The organism is Pseudolabrys sp. (assembly GCF_050250095.1).
Lineage (GTDB): Bacteria > Pseudomonadota > Alphaproteobacteria > Rhizobiales > Xanthobacteraceae > Pseudolabrys.
Genome location: NZ_JBFWPH010000002.1, coordinates 704129 through 718462 on the forward strand (window position 1 = coordinate 704129; position 14334 = coordinate 718462).

16 protein-coding genes are annotated in these 14334 nt (G+C 66.5%); 11 read left to right on the forward strand and 5 right to left on the reverse strand.

All coding sequences use genetic code 11. The features are described from left to right. Positions 1 to 124: 124 nt before the first annotated feature. Both AB7F10_RS08655 and AB7F10_RS08660 read left to right on the forward strand, forming a co-directional pair. Entirely contained in the window at positions 125 to 598 is a 474-nt protein-coding gene (locus AB7F10_RS08655; RefSeq protein ID WP_428558556.1) for a DUF3617 domain-containing protein, read from the forward strand. A gap of 162 nt (positions 599 to 760) precedes the next feature. After that, a complete protein-coding gene (locus AB7F10_RS08660) occupies positions 761 to 1453 on the forward strand; it encodes an SDR family NAD(P)-dependent oxidoreductase (RefSeq protein ID WP_428558554.1) in 693 nt (230 codons plus the stop codon). A 579-nt stretch (positions 1454 to 2032) separates the two neighbouring features. Here AB7F10_RS08660 and AB7F10_RS08665 read toward each other — a convergent pair. Both AB7F10_RS08665 and AB7F10_RS08670 read right to left on the reverse strand, forming a co-directional pair. Continuing rightward, complete coding sequence (locus AB7F10_RS08665) at positions 2033 to 2170, reverse strand: hypothetical protein (RefSeq protein WP_428558552.1); 138 nt, start codon at positions 2168 to 2170, stop codon at positions 2033 to 2035. 37 nt (positions 2171 to 2207) lie between these two features. Next, positions 2208 to 2396 (reverse strand): hypothetical protein, encoded by a 189-nt coding sequence (locus AB7F10_RS08670; RefSeq protein ID WP_428558550.1) that lies wholly within the window; start codon positions 2394 to 2396, stop codon positions 2208 to 2210. Between the two features lie 237 nt (positions 2397 to 2633). Between AB7F10_RS08670 and AB7F10_RS08675 the strand changes: the two genes are divergently transcribed. After that, positions 2634 to 3353, forward strand: a complete 720-nt coding sequence (locus AB7F10_RS08675) for a transporter substrate-binding domain-containing protein (protein WP_428558547.1) — start codon at positions 2634 to 2636, stop codon at positions 3351 to 3353. A gap of 39 nt (positions 3354 to 3392) precedes the next feature. Here the strand turns inward: AB7F10_RS08675 and AB7F10_RS08680 are convergent, their stop codons facing one another. Both AB7F10_RS08680 and AB7F10_RS08685 read right to left on the reverse strand, forming a co-directional pair. Further along, entirely contained in the window at positions 3393 to 4589 is a 1197-nt protein-coding gene (locus AB7F10_RS08680) for an MFS transporter (RefSeq protein ID WP_428558544.1), read from the reverse strand. 18 nt (positions 4590 to 4607) lie between these two features. Beyond that, positions 4608 to 5591: an NADPH:quinone reductase gene (locus AB7F10_RS08685; protein WP_428558541.1), complete on the reverse strand. Its 984-nt coding sequence runs from the start codon at positions 5589 to 5591 to the stop codon at positions 4608 to 4610. 419 nt (positions 5592 to 6010) lie between these two features. Between AB7F10_RS08685 and AB7F10_RS08690 the strand changes: the two genes are divergently transcribed. The 5 genes from AB7F10_RS08690 to AB7F10_RS08710 all read left to right on the forward strand — a co-directional run bounded on the left by AB7F10_RS08690 (position 6011) and on the right by AB7F10_RS08710 (position 10846). Continuing rightward, on the forward strand, positions 6011 to 6211 hold the full coding sequence (locus AB7F10_RS08690) for a hypothetical protein (protein ID WP_428559985.1): 201 nt from the start codon (positions 6011 to 6013) through the stop codon (positions 6209 to 6211). Positions 6212 to 6483: 272 nt separating this feature from the next. Further along, the gene (locus tag AB7F10_RS08695; protein ID WP_428558539.1) at positions 6484 to 7455 is read left to right on the forward strand and encodes a Bug family tripartite tricarboxylate transporter substrate binding protein; all 972 of its coding nucleotides are present in this window, start codon (positions 6484 to 6486) and stop codon (positions 7453 to 7455) included. A gap of 18 nt (positions 7456 to 7473) precedes the next feature. Next, entirely contained in the window at positions 7474 to 8412 is a 939-nt protein-coding gene (locus AB7F10_RS08700) for a hypothetical protein (RefSeq protein ID WP_428558537.1), read from the forward strand. A gap of 18 nt (positions 8413 to 8430) precedes the next feature. Then, the gene (locus tag AB7F10_RS08705) at positions 8431 to 10386 is read left to right on the forward strand and encodes an acetyl/propionyl/methylcrotonyl-CoA carboxylase subunit alpha (protein ID WP_428558535.1); all 1956 of its coding nucleotides are present in this window, start codon (positions 8431 to 8433) and stop codon (positions 10384 to 10386) included. Between the two features lie 22 nt (positions 10387 to 10408). Continuing rightward, positions 10409 to 10846 (forward strand): DUF1489 family protein, encoded by a 438-nt coding sequence (locus AB7F10_RS08710; protein ID WP_428558532.1) that lies wholly within the window; start codon positions 10409 to 10411, stop codon positions 10844 to 10846. On the opposite strand, the gene panC is transcribed toward AB7F10_RS08710, so the two are convergent. Then, positions 10843 to 11691, reverse strand: a complete 849-nt coding sequence (panC, locus tag AB7F10_RS08715; RefSeq protein ID WP_428558530.1) for a pantoate--beta-alanine ligase — start codon at positions 11689 to 11691, stop codon at positions 10843 to 10845. The genes AB7F10_RS08710 and panC overlap by 4 nt on opposite strands. Before the next feature lie 153 nt (positions 11692 to 11844). Here panC and AB7F10_RS08720 point away from each other — a divergent pair, with 153 nt between their 5' ends. The 3 genes from AB7F10_RS08720 (at position 11845) to AB7F10_RS08730 (ending at position 14292) form a co-directional block, all read left to right on the forward strand. Further along, positions 11845 to 12765, forward strand: coding sequence for a division plane positioning ATPase MipZ (locus tag AB7F10_RS08720; RefSeq protein WP_428558528.1), 921 nt, complete (start codon positions 11845 to 11847; stop codon positions 12763 to 12765). 91 nt (positions 12766 to 12856) lie between these two features. After that, complete coding sequence (locus AB7F10_RS08725; protein ID WP_428558526.1) at positions 12857 to 13588, forward strand: VWA domain-containing protein; 732 nt, start codon at positions 12857 to 12859, stop codon at positions 13586 to 13588. 2 nt (positions 13589 to 13590) lie between these two features. Continuing rightward, positions 13591 to 14292 (forward strand): DnaJ domain-containing protein, encoded by a 702-nt coding sequence (locus tag AB7F10_RS08730; RefSeq protein ID WP_428558523.1) that lies wholly within the window; start codon positions 13591 to 13593, stop codon positions 14290 to 14292. Positions 14293 to 14334 lie beyond the last annotated feature (42 nt).

Below are 14334 nucleotides of genomic sequence, written 5' to 3' on the forward strand. Positions count from 1 at the left end.
CCGGAACGGGAGCCGCCTCCGCGATTGTGCGCGCGGACCCGTCCACTGACGTCGGGTACACCCGATGTCAGCCTTTTTAAATGCGCAAGTCGGCTGAGCCCGGCTTGCGATCGGGGGGCATCCGATGAACACGTTTTATCTTGCGGCGGCCGTCGCGGCCGCGATTTTTGCCGTGGCCTTGCCGGCGCGCGCGGCGATCGAGCTTTCGCCCGGCGAGTGGCAGGTGACGGAAACCGGCACCGAGAACGGCCAGCCGGTTGCACCGCAGGTCGAGAAGGAGTGCATGACGGCCGACGAGGCGCGGGATGCGGTCAACGTCGTCAACGAAATGAAGAAGCAGATCGCGGAGCAGGGCGGCGCCCAGTGCCAGAACGTTGACGCCAAGCAGACCGGCAACACCGTGACGTTCGTCATGAAGTGCGGCGACCCGAAGCAGTTCTCGTTCGACATCACCGGCGTATACACCTTCGTCTCCGCGACGCGCTACACCGGCACGCTGAAGTCCGATGTGCGCGTCATGGGCCAGCGCACCACCTCGGACAAAAAGATCGAGGCGGTGCGGGTGGGCGAATGTCCGGCGGGCAAGGGGAAGAAGTAACGCCAGCGTGACGCCCCTTTGTCATGCCCGCCCTTTGGCGGGCATCCACGTCTTGCTTTGATGCGGGGGAAGTAAGACGTGGATGGCCGGCACATAAGGGCGTTCACGCCCGTCTTCGACGTGCTATGGCCGGCCATGACGGTTGATGATTGTGGTGTCTCAATGAATTACAAAAATGCCCTCATCGTCGGCGCGGGAGCGGGGCTGTCGGCTTCGCTGGCGCGACTGTTCCTCAAAGAAGGCATGAGCGTCGCGCTGGCCGCGCGCTCGGCCGAGAAACTCGCGGAGTTCGTCGCAGCCACCGGCGCGAAGGCTTACAACTGCGACGTGGCGAAACGTGATGAGGTCGAGGCGCTGTTTGCCGCGCTCGACAAGGCCGGCGAAGCGCCGGACGTCGTCGTCTACAATCCGAGCTTTCGCGTGCGCGGCCCGCTCGTCGATCTCGATCCCGCCGAGGTCGAGAAGACGCTCGCCATCACGGCGTTCGGTGCCTTCCTCGTCGCGCAGCAGGCGGTCCGCCGCATGCTCAAGAAAGGGCAGGGCGTCATCGTTTTCACCGGCGCGTCGGCCGGCGTGAAGGGCTATGCGCAGTCCGCGCCCTTCGCGATGGGCAAGTTCGCACTGCGCGGCCTCGCGCAGAGCATGGCGCGTGAGCTGCACCCGCAGGGCATCCATGTCGGCCATGTCGTGATCGACGGCGGCATCCGCAACGCGCGCCGTCCGGCGGAGCCGGACAAGCCCGATGCGCTGCTCGATCCCGATGCCATCGCGCAGGATTATCTGCATCTCATCCGCCAGCCGCGCTCGTCGTGGTCCTGGGAGATCGAGGTGCGGCCCTGGGTGGAGAGGTTTTGATCCTCAGGGTCGTCCCCGCGAAGGCGGGGACCCATATCCGCAAGCGCATGGTGTGAAGTCACAGAGGCGGAGGCTATGGATCCCGGTCCTCGCGCAAACGCGCTCGACCGGGACGACGCAGAGTGAAATGCGCCTTGACAAATCCCACATCAGGATTTAAATCCTAGTCATCCTGCCCCGTTAAACGGGGGCGTTTCGCGAGCGTCACGAGGCGCGGGGCAGGCAGCGGTGGTCGCCGTTTCGCGCGAGACGTGACGCGGAGCGGAGCGGCGGCAAATAAGGGCGCAAGCCCTGCGATCCCCATCCGGCGGGCGGCCGGAACAGCGGCGCGTACAACGGACCCGCGCCGGGGCTTGCAGGGAAAAAGCTCTCAACACCGCGCGCGGGACGCTGGACGAATCCAGCGACTGCGGTGACTTCGCCTGTGTGTTCAAACTCAAACACACACAGGGCCGTGGACGCGGTGAAACGTCCGGCGTTCCGCGCGCCCCGTCTTTCACCGGGGCTGGAATGCGAGATCAGGAAGTCCGGCGTGCCCCGCGCCGTAAACAACAGGGGCGATGACGTGTGCCCGCGCGTCTACCGCCCGGCGCCCATCACCACGTCCCAATTGACGAAAGCCTGCTCCGGGCCGAACCGCAGCGTGCCGGTGTCGTGCAGCCAGGCCAGCGCGACGAGCAGGGCGGCGCCGACGACGATGCCGAACAGAAATCGCATGATCAGACTCTTATGATGTGGCCGTTACCAACTGCGCCTAGGCGCCCTTCACATGCGTCGCCCAGGCGTTGGAGAGTCCATTCTGCATCCGGCTCGCCAGTTCCTGCACCTGCGGCCAGTTGACGAACGACTGGTCCGGGCCGAAGCGCAGCGTACCGTTGTCGTGCATGTAGGCGGTCGCCATCAGCAGCGCCGCACCGGTGAACATCCCGAGAATGAAACGCATGACGACCTCCTGTGTTGTCCCGCGCCTTAAACGTGCGGGCGTGGAACCCGGTTCCCTTCGTATGCTTGGTCCCTCGTGTCCCTTGCAGCAGGCGCGGTCCGCGGGGCGCGAGCATGGCGGCTTGCGGCCTATTCTGTGGCGAAGCGCGGCCACGATGACGGCGGCGCAGGCCCTGTGGTATAGGCGGAGCCTTCGTTTTCCCTGCCGGAACAAGTCCCTGCCATGGCGTCCGCTCTCATGTCGTCCGTTTTCAAGGCTCTCGCTCCATCGGGCACGCTGCGTTGCGGCGTCGTCGCCGCGCCGGCGGCCTCGGCCTTCTTCGCCATCGAGCGGGACGGCGCGCCGCAGGGCGTCACCGTCGATCTGTTCGCCGCGCTCGGGCGGAATCTGGGTGCGCCGGTCGAGCTTGTGGTGTTCCCGAATTCCGGCGAGCTCACCGAAGCGGCCGCAAGCGGCGCGGTCGACGTCGCCTTCATGCCGCAGGACGCCGAGCGGGCGAAAAAAGTCGATTTCGGTCCGGCTTACATCCTGATCGAGAGCACCTTCCTGGTTCCGGCCGGCTCGACGCTCACGCAGTTGAAGGATGCGAACTTCCCCGGCGCCCGCGCGGTGGCGATCGCCGGCACGACCACCGGACGCAGCGCGCGGCGCTTCCTCACCAACGGCACCGTCGAGGACGTGCGCGGCGTCGGCGACATGGTACGCATGGCAAAAGCCGGCGCGGCGGACCTGTTCGCGCTGTCGCGTGACTCGTTCGCCACCTTGCTGCCGGATCTGCCGGGCGCCCTCGTGCTTGCGGGCAATTTCCAGGAGACCGGCGTTGCCGTTGCGGTGCCCAAGGGGCGGCCCGAGGCATTGAAGGCGGTGACGGACTTCGTCGAGGCGATGAAGCGCGACGGCACCGTGCGCGTTGCGCTCGACCGCGCCGGCTTCGCAGACTGCGCCGTGGCGCCTTAGAGCGTTTTCGGCTTTGATTTCATCGAAGCCGGAAAGGCTCTAGGCGGGCCGCGCGCGCATCGTCGCGGTCGCCGCGACGAACAATCCGACGCCGGCGAGCGTCCAGCATACGGTCGGCGCCCACGCGAGCAGGCTGTGCAGCGCCGCATTGCCGGGCAGGCCGGCCGCGACCGCGCCCATGCGGACGAAGGTCGCCAGCGCCAGCGTCGAGAACAGCAGGCCCGTCATTGCGCCCTCATGACCGTCCTTGCCGACCGCGAAGGCGAGTGTGAAGGCGGCCATCAGGATGCAGCCCCAGGCCGCGCCGGCGGCGAACTGCGCGGCCACCACCAGTTCGAGGCTGTTGGCAAGCGCGGTGATCGCAATCGCCACGGCGCCGATCAGCGCCGAGATGCCCATCACCGGGTAGTGCCCGATCCGGTTGACGAGGGCCCCGGCCGGAAACATCGCCAGATTGAAGCCGACCCAGAACACCGGCATCAGCCATGCGACGGCCTCGGGCGAGGCGAGGCGGCGGAACATCGGCGCGCTGTTGATCGCGAAATGGAGCTGGAAGCCGAGCGCCAGCACGATCAGCGCCAGCGCGAAGATGACGGCGTTGCGGGACAGGTCCGGTTTCGGCGGCACCGGCGCCGACGGTGTTGCGGCGGGGGCTTGCCGGGCCAGCATCCGCTCCACGCCGGCAAGGCCGAAGGTGGTCGCGACCAGCACCACGCTGGCGATGACAAAGGGAAGCCGTGGGTCCTGCTGGCGCAGCGCGATGGCGAGATAGGGCGCGATCGCACCGGCGACGCCGATGCCGAACAGCGCGAGGCTCGACAGATACGGGATCGCCGGCTTGGCGGCAAATTTGCCGAGCAGCATCAGCGGCGGCGCGCGCAGCGCCGATGACGTCACGGCCCAAACCACGGTAATCGCAATGAAGACGCCGGCGCCGGCCGGCGCGATATAGGGCAGTGCGACGAAGGCGAGGCACGAAAGCAGCGTCACGCCCGCGACCCAGAAGCCGACGCGGCCCAGCACGCGCGACACCTTGTCGGCGGCGATGCCGGTGGCGAAATCGGTGACCGTGAAAATCGCCTGGTCGAGCATCAGGAGCAGAATGATCGCGCCGGCTGCGATCCCCGCGCTCGCGGCGAGCTGAGGCAGATAGATCGCATAGACCGTCCAGCAGGTCGTGAACAGAAACTGGAGAACCGCGAGATAGAGACCGGCGCGATGCGGAACGGGTGTCATGGCCGTCGTCCTTTCAGCTCACAGGGTGACGATCACATTGCCGTCGGTGGTGTTCTGCTCGACGGCCTCGTGCGCCGCAACGATGTTGTCGAGCGTGAAGGGGGTGGCGTGGCGGTTGACCAGCGCGCCGCGCGCCAGCGCCTCGTTGATGATGCGGATCGCGTGCGCGCGGCGGGTCGGGTCAAGCTCGTAGACGAGGAAGAACTGGATGCGGATCGACTGGGTCAGGCAGAAGAAGGCCGGCAGCGTCGCCTCGGCCGCACCGGTGCCGTAGACGATCACGCTGCCCTTCGGCTTGAGCACCGAAGGGATCAGATGGGCGTTGGCGGCGAGGTCGAGTTCCAGCACCGCGTCGACGCCGTGCTTGCCGGTCAGTTCCATCACCCGCTCGCCGACATTCTCGCGCTTGTAATCGATGGTGTGGTCGGCGCCGAGGTCGCGGGCGAGCCTGGCTTTCTCCGGCGAGGAGATCGTGGTGATGACGGTGGCCCCGCGCATTTTCGCGAACTGGATGATGTATTGCGATACCGAGCCGGCCCCTCCGGCGACCAGCAGCGTGGTGTCCTTGGTCGCCCCGGTCAGTTCCAGCGCGTGGACCGCGGTCATCGCCGGAATGCCAAGGCAGGCGCCCTCCGCGAAGCTTACCTTGTCGGGCAGCGGCGCGGCCTGCGCGGCGGGGAGGACGATGTATTCGGCCGCGGTGCCGTTGGCGCGCTTCCACTGGCCGTTCCAGATCCAGACCCGCTCGCCGATGCGGGTCTTGTCGACGCCGTCGCCGACCCGATCGATGGTGCCGGCGCCGTCGCTGTGCGGGATCACGCGCGGCCAGGCAATCTTGCGGGTCGCGCCGAGCCGGGATTTGACGTCCGAGGGGTTCACGGCGGAGGTCGCGAGCTTCACGCGCACCTCGCCGGGTCCCGGAGGCGCGATCGCGACCTCGCCGACCGTCAGAACGTCCCGTGCGGTTCCGTTTTGCTCGTAATAGGCGGCGCGCATCGTCATTCTCCCGGCTCTCGGTGCTGTTTGGTGCGTTTTCGCGACCATAACACGCACAATTCGCCCGCCGCCGCCGCCGGTTCCAATCTGTTAACCGCAGCGGGCGGCAGGCATCCGCAAGGCCTAAGCAACTGAAAAAATTATATAATTTTCCAGAAAAAACGGCCCCGGAGGGGCGATTTAGTTGCTATAGTCATCCCATGAGCATGCAAACCGTCCGTTCCGCGAGCCGCCCGGCGAAAATCGCCAAGCGCGCGACCAAAAAAACCGCAAAGCCCTCCCGTCAGGTCTCCGGCAAAAGCGCCAAGAGCGCAAAAGCGGCGGAGAGCCGCCGGCCGGTGGCGTCGGTGAAGCAGGCCGTGCCTGCTGACGCCATCATCCGTCCGGTGAGCCTGCCGGTCGCGCCGCCGAGCGCGACGATCAGCCTGCCGCGGCGTCTGCACAAATACGAGGTCGGTGAGGCGGTCTATTTCACGTCGCCCTCATTCGGCCGCGCTGCGGCGACCGGCAGCTACACCGTCGTGAAGCTGTTGCCGTCGGAAGGCGACGACTACCAGTACCGGATCAAAAGCTCCGGCGAGGCCTTCGAGCGCGTGGCCAAGGAAAGCCAGCTCGAGCGGGTCTGAGGCTCGTTCCTTCTCCGAATTATCGCGGCGTGATCCGGGTGCCTGTCGTGCACGCCGGAACCGTTCGCCGTCGACTTTCGCCACCTTCAAATCGGTGGGCGGCGTGACGCCGGAATAATTCCGGTGGCGCGGTTTATAATAGTCGGGCAGGTATCGTGAGAGGCTGTCTCGCGATGCCGTTCCGGTCGGCGTTTTGATCGGAGCCCAACCGAGAGGCTGCGGGAGACAACCCGGAGCCATCATAACAACGCCCGTTTGGGAGGAGGTTTCGAATGAATGTCTTTGCTCGTTTGTCGGCCGCTGCTTTGGCCGGCGCGGTTCTGGTTGCCGCGCCCGCGCAGGCGCTCGATTATCCGAACCGCACCGTGAAGCTGATCGTGCCGTTCGGCGCCGGCGGACCCGCCGACGTCTTCGCGCGCGTGCTGGCCGACCATATGTCGAAGTCGATGAAGCAGTCCTTCGTCGTCGAGGATCGCCCCGGCGCGGGTTCTATCATCGGCACCGAGGCGGTGCATCAGTCGGCGCCCGACGGCTACACGCTGCTGGTGATGTCGAACACCCACACCACCAACGAGTCGCTCATCAAGAACAAGCCCTTCGTGCTGATGCGCGATTTCGTTCCGGTCGCGCCGATCAACTATTCGGACCTGCTGCTGGTCGTGCATCCCTCGACCGACGTGAAGGACGTCAAGGGCCTCATCGCGCTGGCGAAGGCGAAGCCGGGGACGCTGAACTACGCCTCGTCGGGTCCGGGCACGCCGTATCACATGGCCGGCGAGCTGTTTAAGTCGATGAGCGGCACCGATATCGTCCACGTCCCGCACAAGGCGTCGGGCGACGCGCGCAACAGCGTGCTGGGCGGCCACGTCCAGATGATGTTCGACGCCATTACCACGATGTCCAGCAACGCCAAGGCGGGCAAGGTGGTGGCGATTGCCACCACCGGCGCGAAGCGCTCGGAGCTGATGCCCGATGTGCCGACGGTCGCGGAAGCGGGCGTGCCGGGCTACGAAGCCGTGATCTGGCTCGGTATCATGGCGCCGAAGGGCACGCCGGACGAGATCGTCCAGTTGCTCAACAAGGAAATCAACAAGGTGATCGACGACCCGGCGGTGCGCGGGGCTTGGGCCAAGCAGGGCGCGGTTCCGATGCACATGACGACCGCCCAGTTCGATGCTTATCTTCGCAAGGACATCGAGAAGTGGGGCGCCGTCGTGAAGTCGGCGGGCATCACGCCGAGATAACCCGATAAGCGGAGGATCATGAGCCAGACCTCGTTCCCATGGCTGGCTGACTTCACGCAAGCGACCATGAGCGTTCCCGCCTTTGTGGCGGGAGCGCTCGCGGCGCTGCTTGTTCTGCTCTGCGTCGTCGAGGTCGCGCGGGCGCGCGCCGGAAACTGGACCGGCGGCCTGATCCGCGTCGTCCTCGGCGTCATCGTATCGGCCGGCGTCGTTGCGCTCTTGTTCCAGAACGGCGTTCGCGAGCTTGCCGACACGCGCCGCGCGCTCGAGGCGCGGGCGTCAGAAATTTCCGCGCGCGCGACGATGCCGGGCTCGCCGCTCGGCTGTCTGACGGTCGATGCCGGCGACGTCATCGACAATGCATGCGAGAAGGCGGTGTTCGCCAATGCGTCGGCGGTCGCGTCGGCCGTCGCCTATGTCGATGCGCGGCTCTCGCTGCTCGAGGACGCGCAACGCCTTGCGCCGGGCAAGGCGCTCGCCGGGATGAACGCGATGGTGGCGTTGCGCCGGTCGCTGGAGCGCGATCCGTTCGGCATCGCCGCGCATCTGCTGACAGTCCGCAACGGCTGCACCGCGGTGCGCTGCGACGCCCTCGCATTGTTCGCCGACGCCGGGATTCTTCAGGTCAACCTGAAAGGGCGGGTGTTCGAGGGTTACGTCCGCCGTCACGCCGACGACTGGAAGGAAAATGCGGCGGCGGTTGCCAAGGCGACCGAAAGCACTCCGGGTTCAAAGTCCGGCGATGAGGCGACTGCGCCTCAGGCCGGAACGCCGGGGCACATGCCGACCAAGTTCGACTTTCCCTCGGCGGCCTCGATCCCGCCGGTCAGCATCATGAACCCGGAGCCGAAGGCTGCGCCTGCGCCCAATGCCGGCGGCCCCGCGGGACCTGCACCGGACGATGCGACGCCGGTTCCGCCGAAACGTCCGCAGGCCGAGCCTGCGCCACGGCCATAGCGGACGAGGCGGCCGGGCATGTTCACGTCGGTTCTGATTGCCAATCGCGGAGAGATCGCCTGCCGCATCGCGCGCACCGCGCGGCGGATGGGGCTGCGCACCATTGCGGTCTACTCGGACGCTGACGCCCATGCGTTGCATGTGCGCGCCTGCGACGAGGCCTACGGAATCGGTCCCGCGCCGGCGGCGGAAAGCTATCTCGTCATCGACCAGCTCATCGGCGTTGCGCGCCGCGCCAAAGCCGATTGCATCCATCCGGGCTACGGCTTTCTGTCCGAGCGCGCCGAGTTCGTCGAGGCTTGTAACGCGGCGGGCATCGTCTTCGTCGGCCCGCCGGCCGACGCGATGCGGGCGATGGGCTTGAAGGACCGCGCCAAGGCGCTGATGGAGCAGGCCGGCGTCCCCGTCGTGCCGGGCTATCACGGCGAGCGGCAGGAGCCGAAGTTCCTCAAGGAGAAAGCCTACGAGATCGGCTATCCAGTGCTGATCAAGGCGGTGGCCGGTGGCGGCGGCAAGGGCATGCGCCGCGTCGAAAAGCACGCCGATTTCGATGCCGCGCTCGAAGGCGCGATGCGCGAGGCGCAGAACGCTTTCGGCGATGCGCGAGTGCTGATCGAGAAATATGTCGCGTCGCCGCGCCACGTCGAGCTTCAGGTGTTTGCCGACAACCACGGCAATGCCATCCATCTCGGCGAACGCGATTGCTCGTTGCAGCGCCGCCATCAGAAAGTGATCGAGGAGGCGCCGGCGCCCGGCATGACGGACGCCTTGCGCGCCGAGATGGGCGCAGCCGCGGTCGCGGCGGCGAAGGCGGTCGGTTATTCCGGCGCGGGGACGGTGGAGTTCATCGCCGACGGTTCGGGCGGCCTCAAGTCCGGCGGCTTCTGGTTCATGGAAATGAACACGCGGCTGCAGGTCGAGCATCCGGTGACGGAAGGCATCACCGGCCTCGATCTCGTTGAATGGCAGTTCCGTGTCGCATCGGGCGAAAAACTCTCGCTGCGGCAGAACGAGGTTCGCTTCGACGGCCATGCGATCGAAGCCCGGCTTTATGCGGAAGATCCCGCGCGGGGCTTCCTGCCGTCGACCGGGCGGCTTGCCGCGCTGTCGTTTCCGGAAGGCGCAGGGCTGCGTGTCGACACCGGCGTTGAAACCGGCAGCGTCGTGACGCCGTTCTACGATCCGATGATTGCGAAGGTGATCGCGCATGCGCCGACGCGCGAGGCGGCGCTCGAGCGGCTCGCTGCTGCGCTTGAAGGTAGCGTCGTTGCCGGGCCGCGCAGCAATGCCGGCTTTCTGGCGGCGCTGTGCCGGGCGCGGGATTTCCGCGCGGGGCATTTCGACACCGGCTTCATCGACTGCAACATGGCAGCGCTGGTGCCGCCTGCGGGCGATCTCGACAAGGCCGCGGTGGCCTGCGCCGCGCGGGCTCTGGTCGAACGCGAATGCGAGCGTATCGCTCTGCAGACGGTGGACGATCCGGTTGCGCCGGCCTCGCCGTGGGATGCTGCTGACGGTTTCCAGTTGTCCGGCACGCGGGCAACGACGCTGGCGTTGATGGCGGACGGCCGTGCCGTCACCGCCAGTGTGGAGCATCATGGCAACGGGATGTTCGTGACGGTCGACGGGCAGGCGCCGGCAAGCGACGCCATTGCGGTCGCCGACGGCAATGCGATCTATGTGCTGCGCGGCGGGCGGCAGACCCGTGTGATGCCGCGCGACTACGCGGCAGGCGATGCAGCGGCGGGTGGCGACGGCCTCGTGCGCGCGCCGATGCATGGCAAGGTGCTGGCGATTTTTGTGGAGAAGGGCGCGCAAGTGGTGCAGGGCCAACGTCTCGCCATTGTCGAGGCGATGAAAATGGAACACACGCTGGTCGCACCGGTCGCCGGCACGGTTGGCGATGTTGCGGCAGCCGCGGGCGATCAGGTCGCTGAAGGCGCGAAGATCATGGTGATTGACGCCGCCTCGTAGCCGGAAGTTGTAAAGTCTCGATATGTCGCTTCATCTCATCAAGCTCGCCGTCGGCGCGGAATCCGTTCAGGACATGACGGACTGGGTCAAGCAGCGGTTGAAAGAGAAGAAGCGCAAGGGCCAGAAGCCCGAGCACATCCACACCACGCGCATGGTGCCCAAGCGCGCCGACGAACTGAAAGAGGGCGGCTCGCTCTACTGGGTGATCAAAGGTCAGGTGTCGTGCCGCGAGCGCATTCTCGACATCCGCCCGTTCGTCGACAAGGAAGGCATCGGCCGTTGCCGTATCGTGCTCGACGGCAAGGTGGTGCCGGTCGAGCCGCGGCCTTATCGCGCCTTCCAGGGCTGGCGCTATTATCCGGAGAAAGACGCGCCGAAGGATCTGACCCGCGCCGCGCCCGGTGTCGCCAAGATGCCCGAACAGTTGCGCCGCGAACTGCGCGAACTGGGCCTTATCTAGACGCCGAGATTATCGATCAGCCGCGTGGTGCCGATCCTGGCCGCAACCAGCAGACGGATCGGGCCGTCCGCGCGGGAGGCGACCGGGGCAAGCGTCTTCGCGTGCCGCGCCTCGAGATAATCGATCGTGAAGCCGGCCATCGTGATGGCCTCACGGCCGGCGGCGAGACGATCGGCGATCGCCGCGCCCTTGCGGATCGCCGTGGCGCAATCCTTCAATGTCCGATGCAGCACCGGCGCGACCGCGCGCTCGGCAGTCGAGAGGTAGACATTGCGGGACGACAGCGCGAGGCCGTCCTTCTCGCGCACGGTCGGGCAGCCGACGATCTTCACCGGCTGGTCGAGGTCGCGGGCGAGCTGCGTGACGACCTGCAATTGCTGATAGTCTTTCTCGCCGAACATCGCGAAATCCGGCTGGCATTGCAGCAGCAGCTTCGCCACCACGGTGGCGACGCCGCCGAAGAAATGCGGACGGAAGGCATCCTCCAAACCGGCCTTGGCCGGACCCGCAGGCTCGATACGGGTGGCAAAGCCCTCCGGGTACATCGCCGTGGCGTTCGGCGCCCAAACCAGATCGACCTTTTCGGCGGCCAGCGCCTTGAGGTCGCCACCAAAGGTGCGTGGATAGCTGCCGAAATCCTCGTTGGCGGCAAACTGGGCGGGATTAACGAAGATCGAGACGACAACGCGGCGGGCGCGTTTGCGGGCCGCGCGCACCAGCGCGATGTGGCCGGCGTGCAACGCTCCCATGGTCGGAACCAGCGCAACGCCGGTGCGGCGGTAGGGTGCGAGCGCCTTGCGGAGCGCCGGAACCGTCCGGGCAACGGGCGGCCTGGATTGGGGCATGGCGGCGTTCCTGTCGGCGCACTGTCGTAAAGGCGCACTAGGTTCTAGCAAAGCCCATGGTGAACGGCCACCGGCGGATTAATGGTTAAATCAGCGCCAACTTGACGAAAAGCCTGCAAAAATTCGACACTCACCGAAGTCAAAGGGCGCGTCATGTTGGTCCAGCCGATCAAAGAAGGTACTCAGTCCGCGCACGTCGTCGTGCTCGGCAACGAAAAGGGCGGCTCCGGCAAATCGACCACCGCGCTTCACATCGCGGTCGCGCTCATGAAAGCCGGCCAGCGCGTTGCGACGATCGATCTCGACTCGCGCCAGAAAAGTTTCACGCATTACATCGAGAACCGCCGCGCCTGGGCGCAACGCGCCGGCGTCAAGCTCGAACAGCCGACGCATTTCTGCGTGGCGCGCGGCGAGAGCGCCTCGCTCGACGCCAACGAGGCGCAGGAGTTCGCCAGCTTCTCCGCCGCGATCTCCGCGATCGAGCGCAGCCATGATGTCGTCGTCATCGACACGCCCGGCAACGACACCTATCTGATGCGGCTCGCTCATTCGATGGCGGACACGCTGGTCACGCCGCTCAACGACAGCTTCGTCGACTTCGACGTGCTCGGCCAGATCGATCCCGCGACCTTCTCCGTGATGGGCGAAAGCCACTATGCCGAGATGGTGCGCGAGGCGCGCCGCCAGCGCCGTCTGGTCGACGGCAAGCTGATGGACTGGATCGTGGTGCGCAATCGCCTGTCCACGCTGTCGTCGCGCAACAAGCGGCTGGTCGGCGAGGGCATCGCGGAACTGTCGAAGCGGCTCGCCTTCCGCTCGGTCGACGGCTTCGCCGAGCGCGTGGTCTATCGCGAATTCTTCCCGCGCGGCCTGACCGCGCTCGACGATCTCGACGAGACGACGCTCGGCACCCGGCCGAGCCTGTCCCACGTCACCGCGCGTGAGGAGGTCATCACTCTCCTGAACGCGCTGCACCTGCCGCTGTCCGAAAACGGCAAGCGCCGGGCGGCCGCTCGCGCCGAATGGTATTCGGTCATGGACCAGCCGCTGCAGGTCCACGACGTCATCGCCTGACAATCTGACGCATTCCCGTTGTGAGGCGCCGGCCACAGGGGCCGGCGTTGCCGTCTCGTCTTGCGGCGCGGCTGTCCCTATATTGCCTGCAATGAGCAAGGACCGGCGCGAGCCCACCACCGCAAACACCAAGGCCCCCGCGCCGGGCTCGACCCGGCCGGAGGTCGAAAAGTTCCTCTCGCAGGTCAACGCGTTCGGCCCGGCCGTGAAGGCCGGCGCGCGGGGTCGGCTGGTCTTCGCGCTCGACGCCACGATGAGCCGGCAGCCGACCTGGGACAGTGCCTGCGTGCTGCAGGCCGACATGTTCCGTGAGGCGGCGAGCGTCGGCGGGCTCGACATTCAGCTTGTCTATTTCCGGGGCTTGAATGAATGCCGGGCGTCCGGCTGGGTGGCCGATAGCGACAAGCTCGCCGCGCTGATGTCGCGCATCACCTGCCAGGGCGGCCATACCCAGATCGGCCGCGTGCTGTCCCATGCGAAGCAGGAGAACGAGCGCCAGCGCGTGCAGGCTTTGGTTTATGTCGGGGATGCGATGGAAGAGGGCATCGACGACCTCTGCGCCGCGGCGGGTGAGCTTGGCCTGCGCGGGCTGCCGGTCTTCATGTTCCAGGAGGGCCATGACGGGATTGCCGAAAGCGCCTATCGCGAGATCGCGCGGCTGTCGGGCGGGGCATGGTGCCGCTTCGATACCGGCGCGGCCGAACAGTTGCGCGATTTGCTGCGGGCGGTCGCCGCCTATGCCGCGGGCGGCCGCAAGGCGCTGGCCGACCTTTCGGCAAAACACTCGCGCGGCGCGCAGCTTCTGCTGTCGCAGATGAAATAGCCATGCCGACGCTGATTATCGGCATTCTGGTGCTGGTACTCGCCCTCTGGGTGCTGAACGTCATTTCCAAGGTCGATCCGAAGGTCGCCGCGCGGGTGACGAAACTCGCAGGCGGGCTTTTGTCGCTCGGCGCTGCCGCGTTTCTCGGATTGCGCGGTGCGTTCGATATCGCGGTTCCGCTCGGCATATTCGGTCTTGGCCTGCTCGGCTGGGTCCCGTTCGGACCGGCGGGCTTCGAGCAGCGTACGAAAAAGACGAGCGGGCGCACCTCGCAGGTGCGCGCCGCTTCCATCGAAATGGAACTCGACCACGACAGCGGCACGATGCGCGGCCGCATCTTGGCCGGCAGCCACAAAGGGGCGTCGCTCGATAGTCTCGACGTGCCGACGCTCGCCGGCCTCGCCGCCGAATTCGACGACGATAGCCGCGCGCTGCTAGTTGCGTATCTTGACCGCCGGGATGCCGGTTGGCGTGAGCACGCGCAGGGTGACGCGGCAGCGGGGCGGCGTGCGGCGTCGGGCGGCAAAATGTCCGAAGAGGAGGCCTATCAGATCCTTGGCCTGGAGCACGGAGCGTCCGCCGACGAGATCGGGCGGGCTCACCGGACGCTCATGAAAAAGCTCCACCCCGACCAGGGCGGATCCACTTATCTCGCTGCTCGTATCAACGAGGCGAAGGAAATTCTTACGCGGCGACATCGCTGAGGACTCCGATACATCTCAGCGGCTCCCGGTTCGGCACGTCCC

Excerpts from the sequence above, each read along its gene's own strand:
- AB7F10_RS08730 (WP_428558523.1), top strand. The coding sequence starts at position 13,591 with ATGCCGACGCTGATTATCGGCATTCTGGTGCTGGTACTCGCCCTCTGG.
- AB7F10_RS08660 (WP_428558554.1), top strand. The coding sequence starts at position 761 with ATGAATTACAAAAATGCCCTCATCGTCGGCGCGGGAGCGGGGCTGTCG.
- AB7F10_RS08725 (WP_428558526.1), top strand. The coding sequence starts at position 12,857 with ATGAGCAAGGACCGGCGCGAGCCCACCACCGCAAACACCAAGGCCCCC.
- AB7F10_RS08700 (WP_428558537.1), top strand. The coding sequence starts at position 7,474 with ATGAGCCAGACCTCGTTCCCATGGCTGGCTGACTTCACGCAAGCGACC.
- AB7F10_RS08655 (WP_428558556.1), top strand. The coding sequence starts at position 125 with ATGAACACGTTTTATCTTGCGGCGGCCGTCGCGGCCGCGATTTTTGCC.
- AB7F10_RS08675 (WP_428558547.1), top strand. The coding sequence starts at position 2,634 with ATGTCGTCCGTTTTCAAGGCTCTCGCTCCATCGGGCACGCTGCGTTGC.
- AB7F10_RS08665 (WP_428558552.1), bottom strand. The coding sequence starts at position 2,170 with ATGCGATTTCTGTTCGGCATCGTCGTCGGCGCCGCCCTGCTCGTCGCG.
- AB7F10_RS08685 (WP_428558541.1), bottom strand. The coding sequence starts at position 5,591 with ATGACGATGCGCGCCGCCTATTACGAGCAAAACGGAACCGCACGGGAC.
- AB7F10_RS08670 (WP_428558550.1), bottom strand. The coding sequence starts at position 2,396 with ATGCGTTTCATTCTCGGGATGTTCACCGGTGCGGCGCTGCTGATGGCG.
- AB7F10_RS08705 (WP_428558535.1), top strand. The coding sequence starts at position 8,431 with ATGTTCACGTCGGTTCTGATTGCCAATCGCGGAGAGATCGCCTGCCGC.
- AB7F10_RS08720 (WP_428558528.1), top strand. The coding sequence starts at position 11,845 with ATGTTGGTCCAGCCGATCAAAGAAGGTACTCAGTCCGCGCACGTCGTC.
- AB7F10_RS08680 (WP_428558544.1), bottom strand. The coding sequence starts at position 4,589 with ATGACACCCGTTCCGCATCGCGCCGGTCTCTATCTCGCGGTTCTCCAG.
- AB7F10_RS08710 (WP_428558532.1), top strand. The coding sequence starts at position 10,409 with ATGTCGCTTCATCTCATCAAGCTCGCCGTCGGCGCGGAATCCGTTCAG.
- AB7F10_RS08695 (WP_428558539.1), top strand. The coding sequence starts at position 6,484 with ATGAATGTCTTTGCTCGTTTGTCGGCCGCTGCTTTGGCCGGCGCGGTT.
- panC (WP_428558530.1), bottom strand. The coding sequence starts at position 11,691 with ATGCCCCAATCCAGGCCGCCCGTTGCCCGGACGGTTCCGGCGCTCCGC.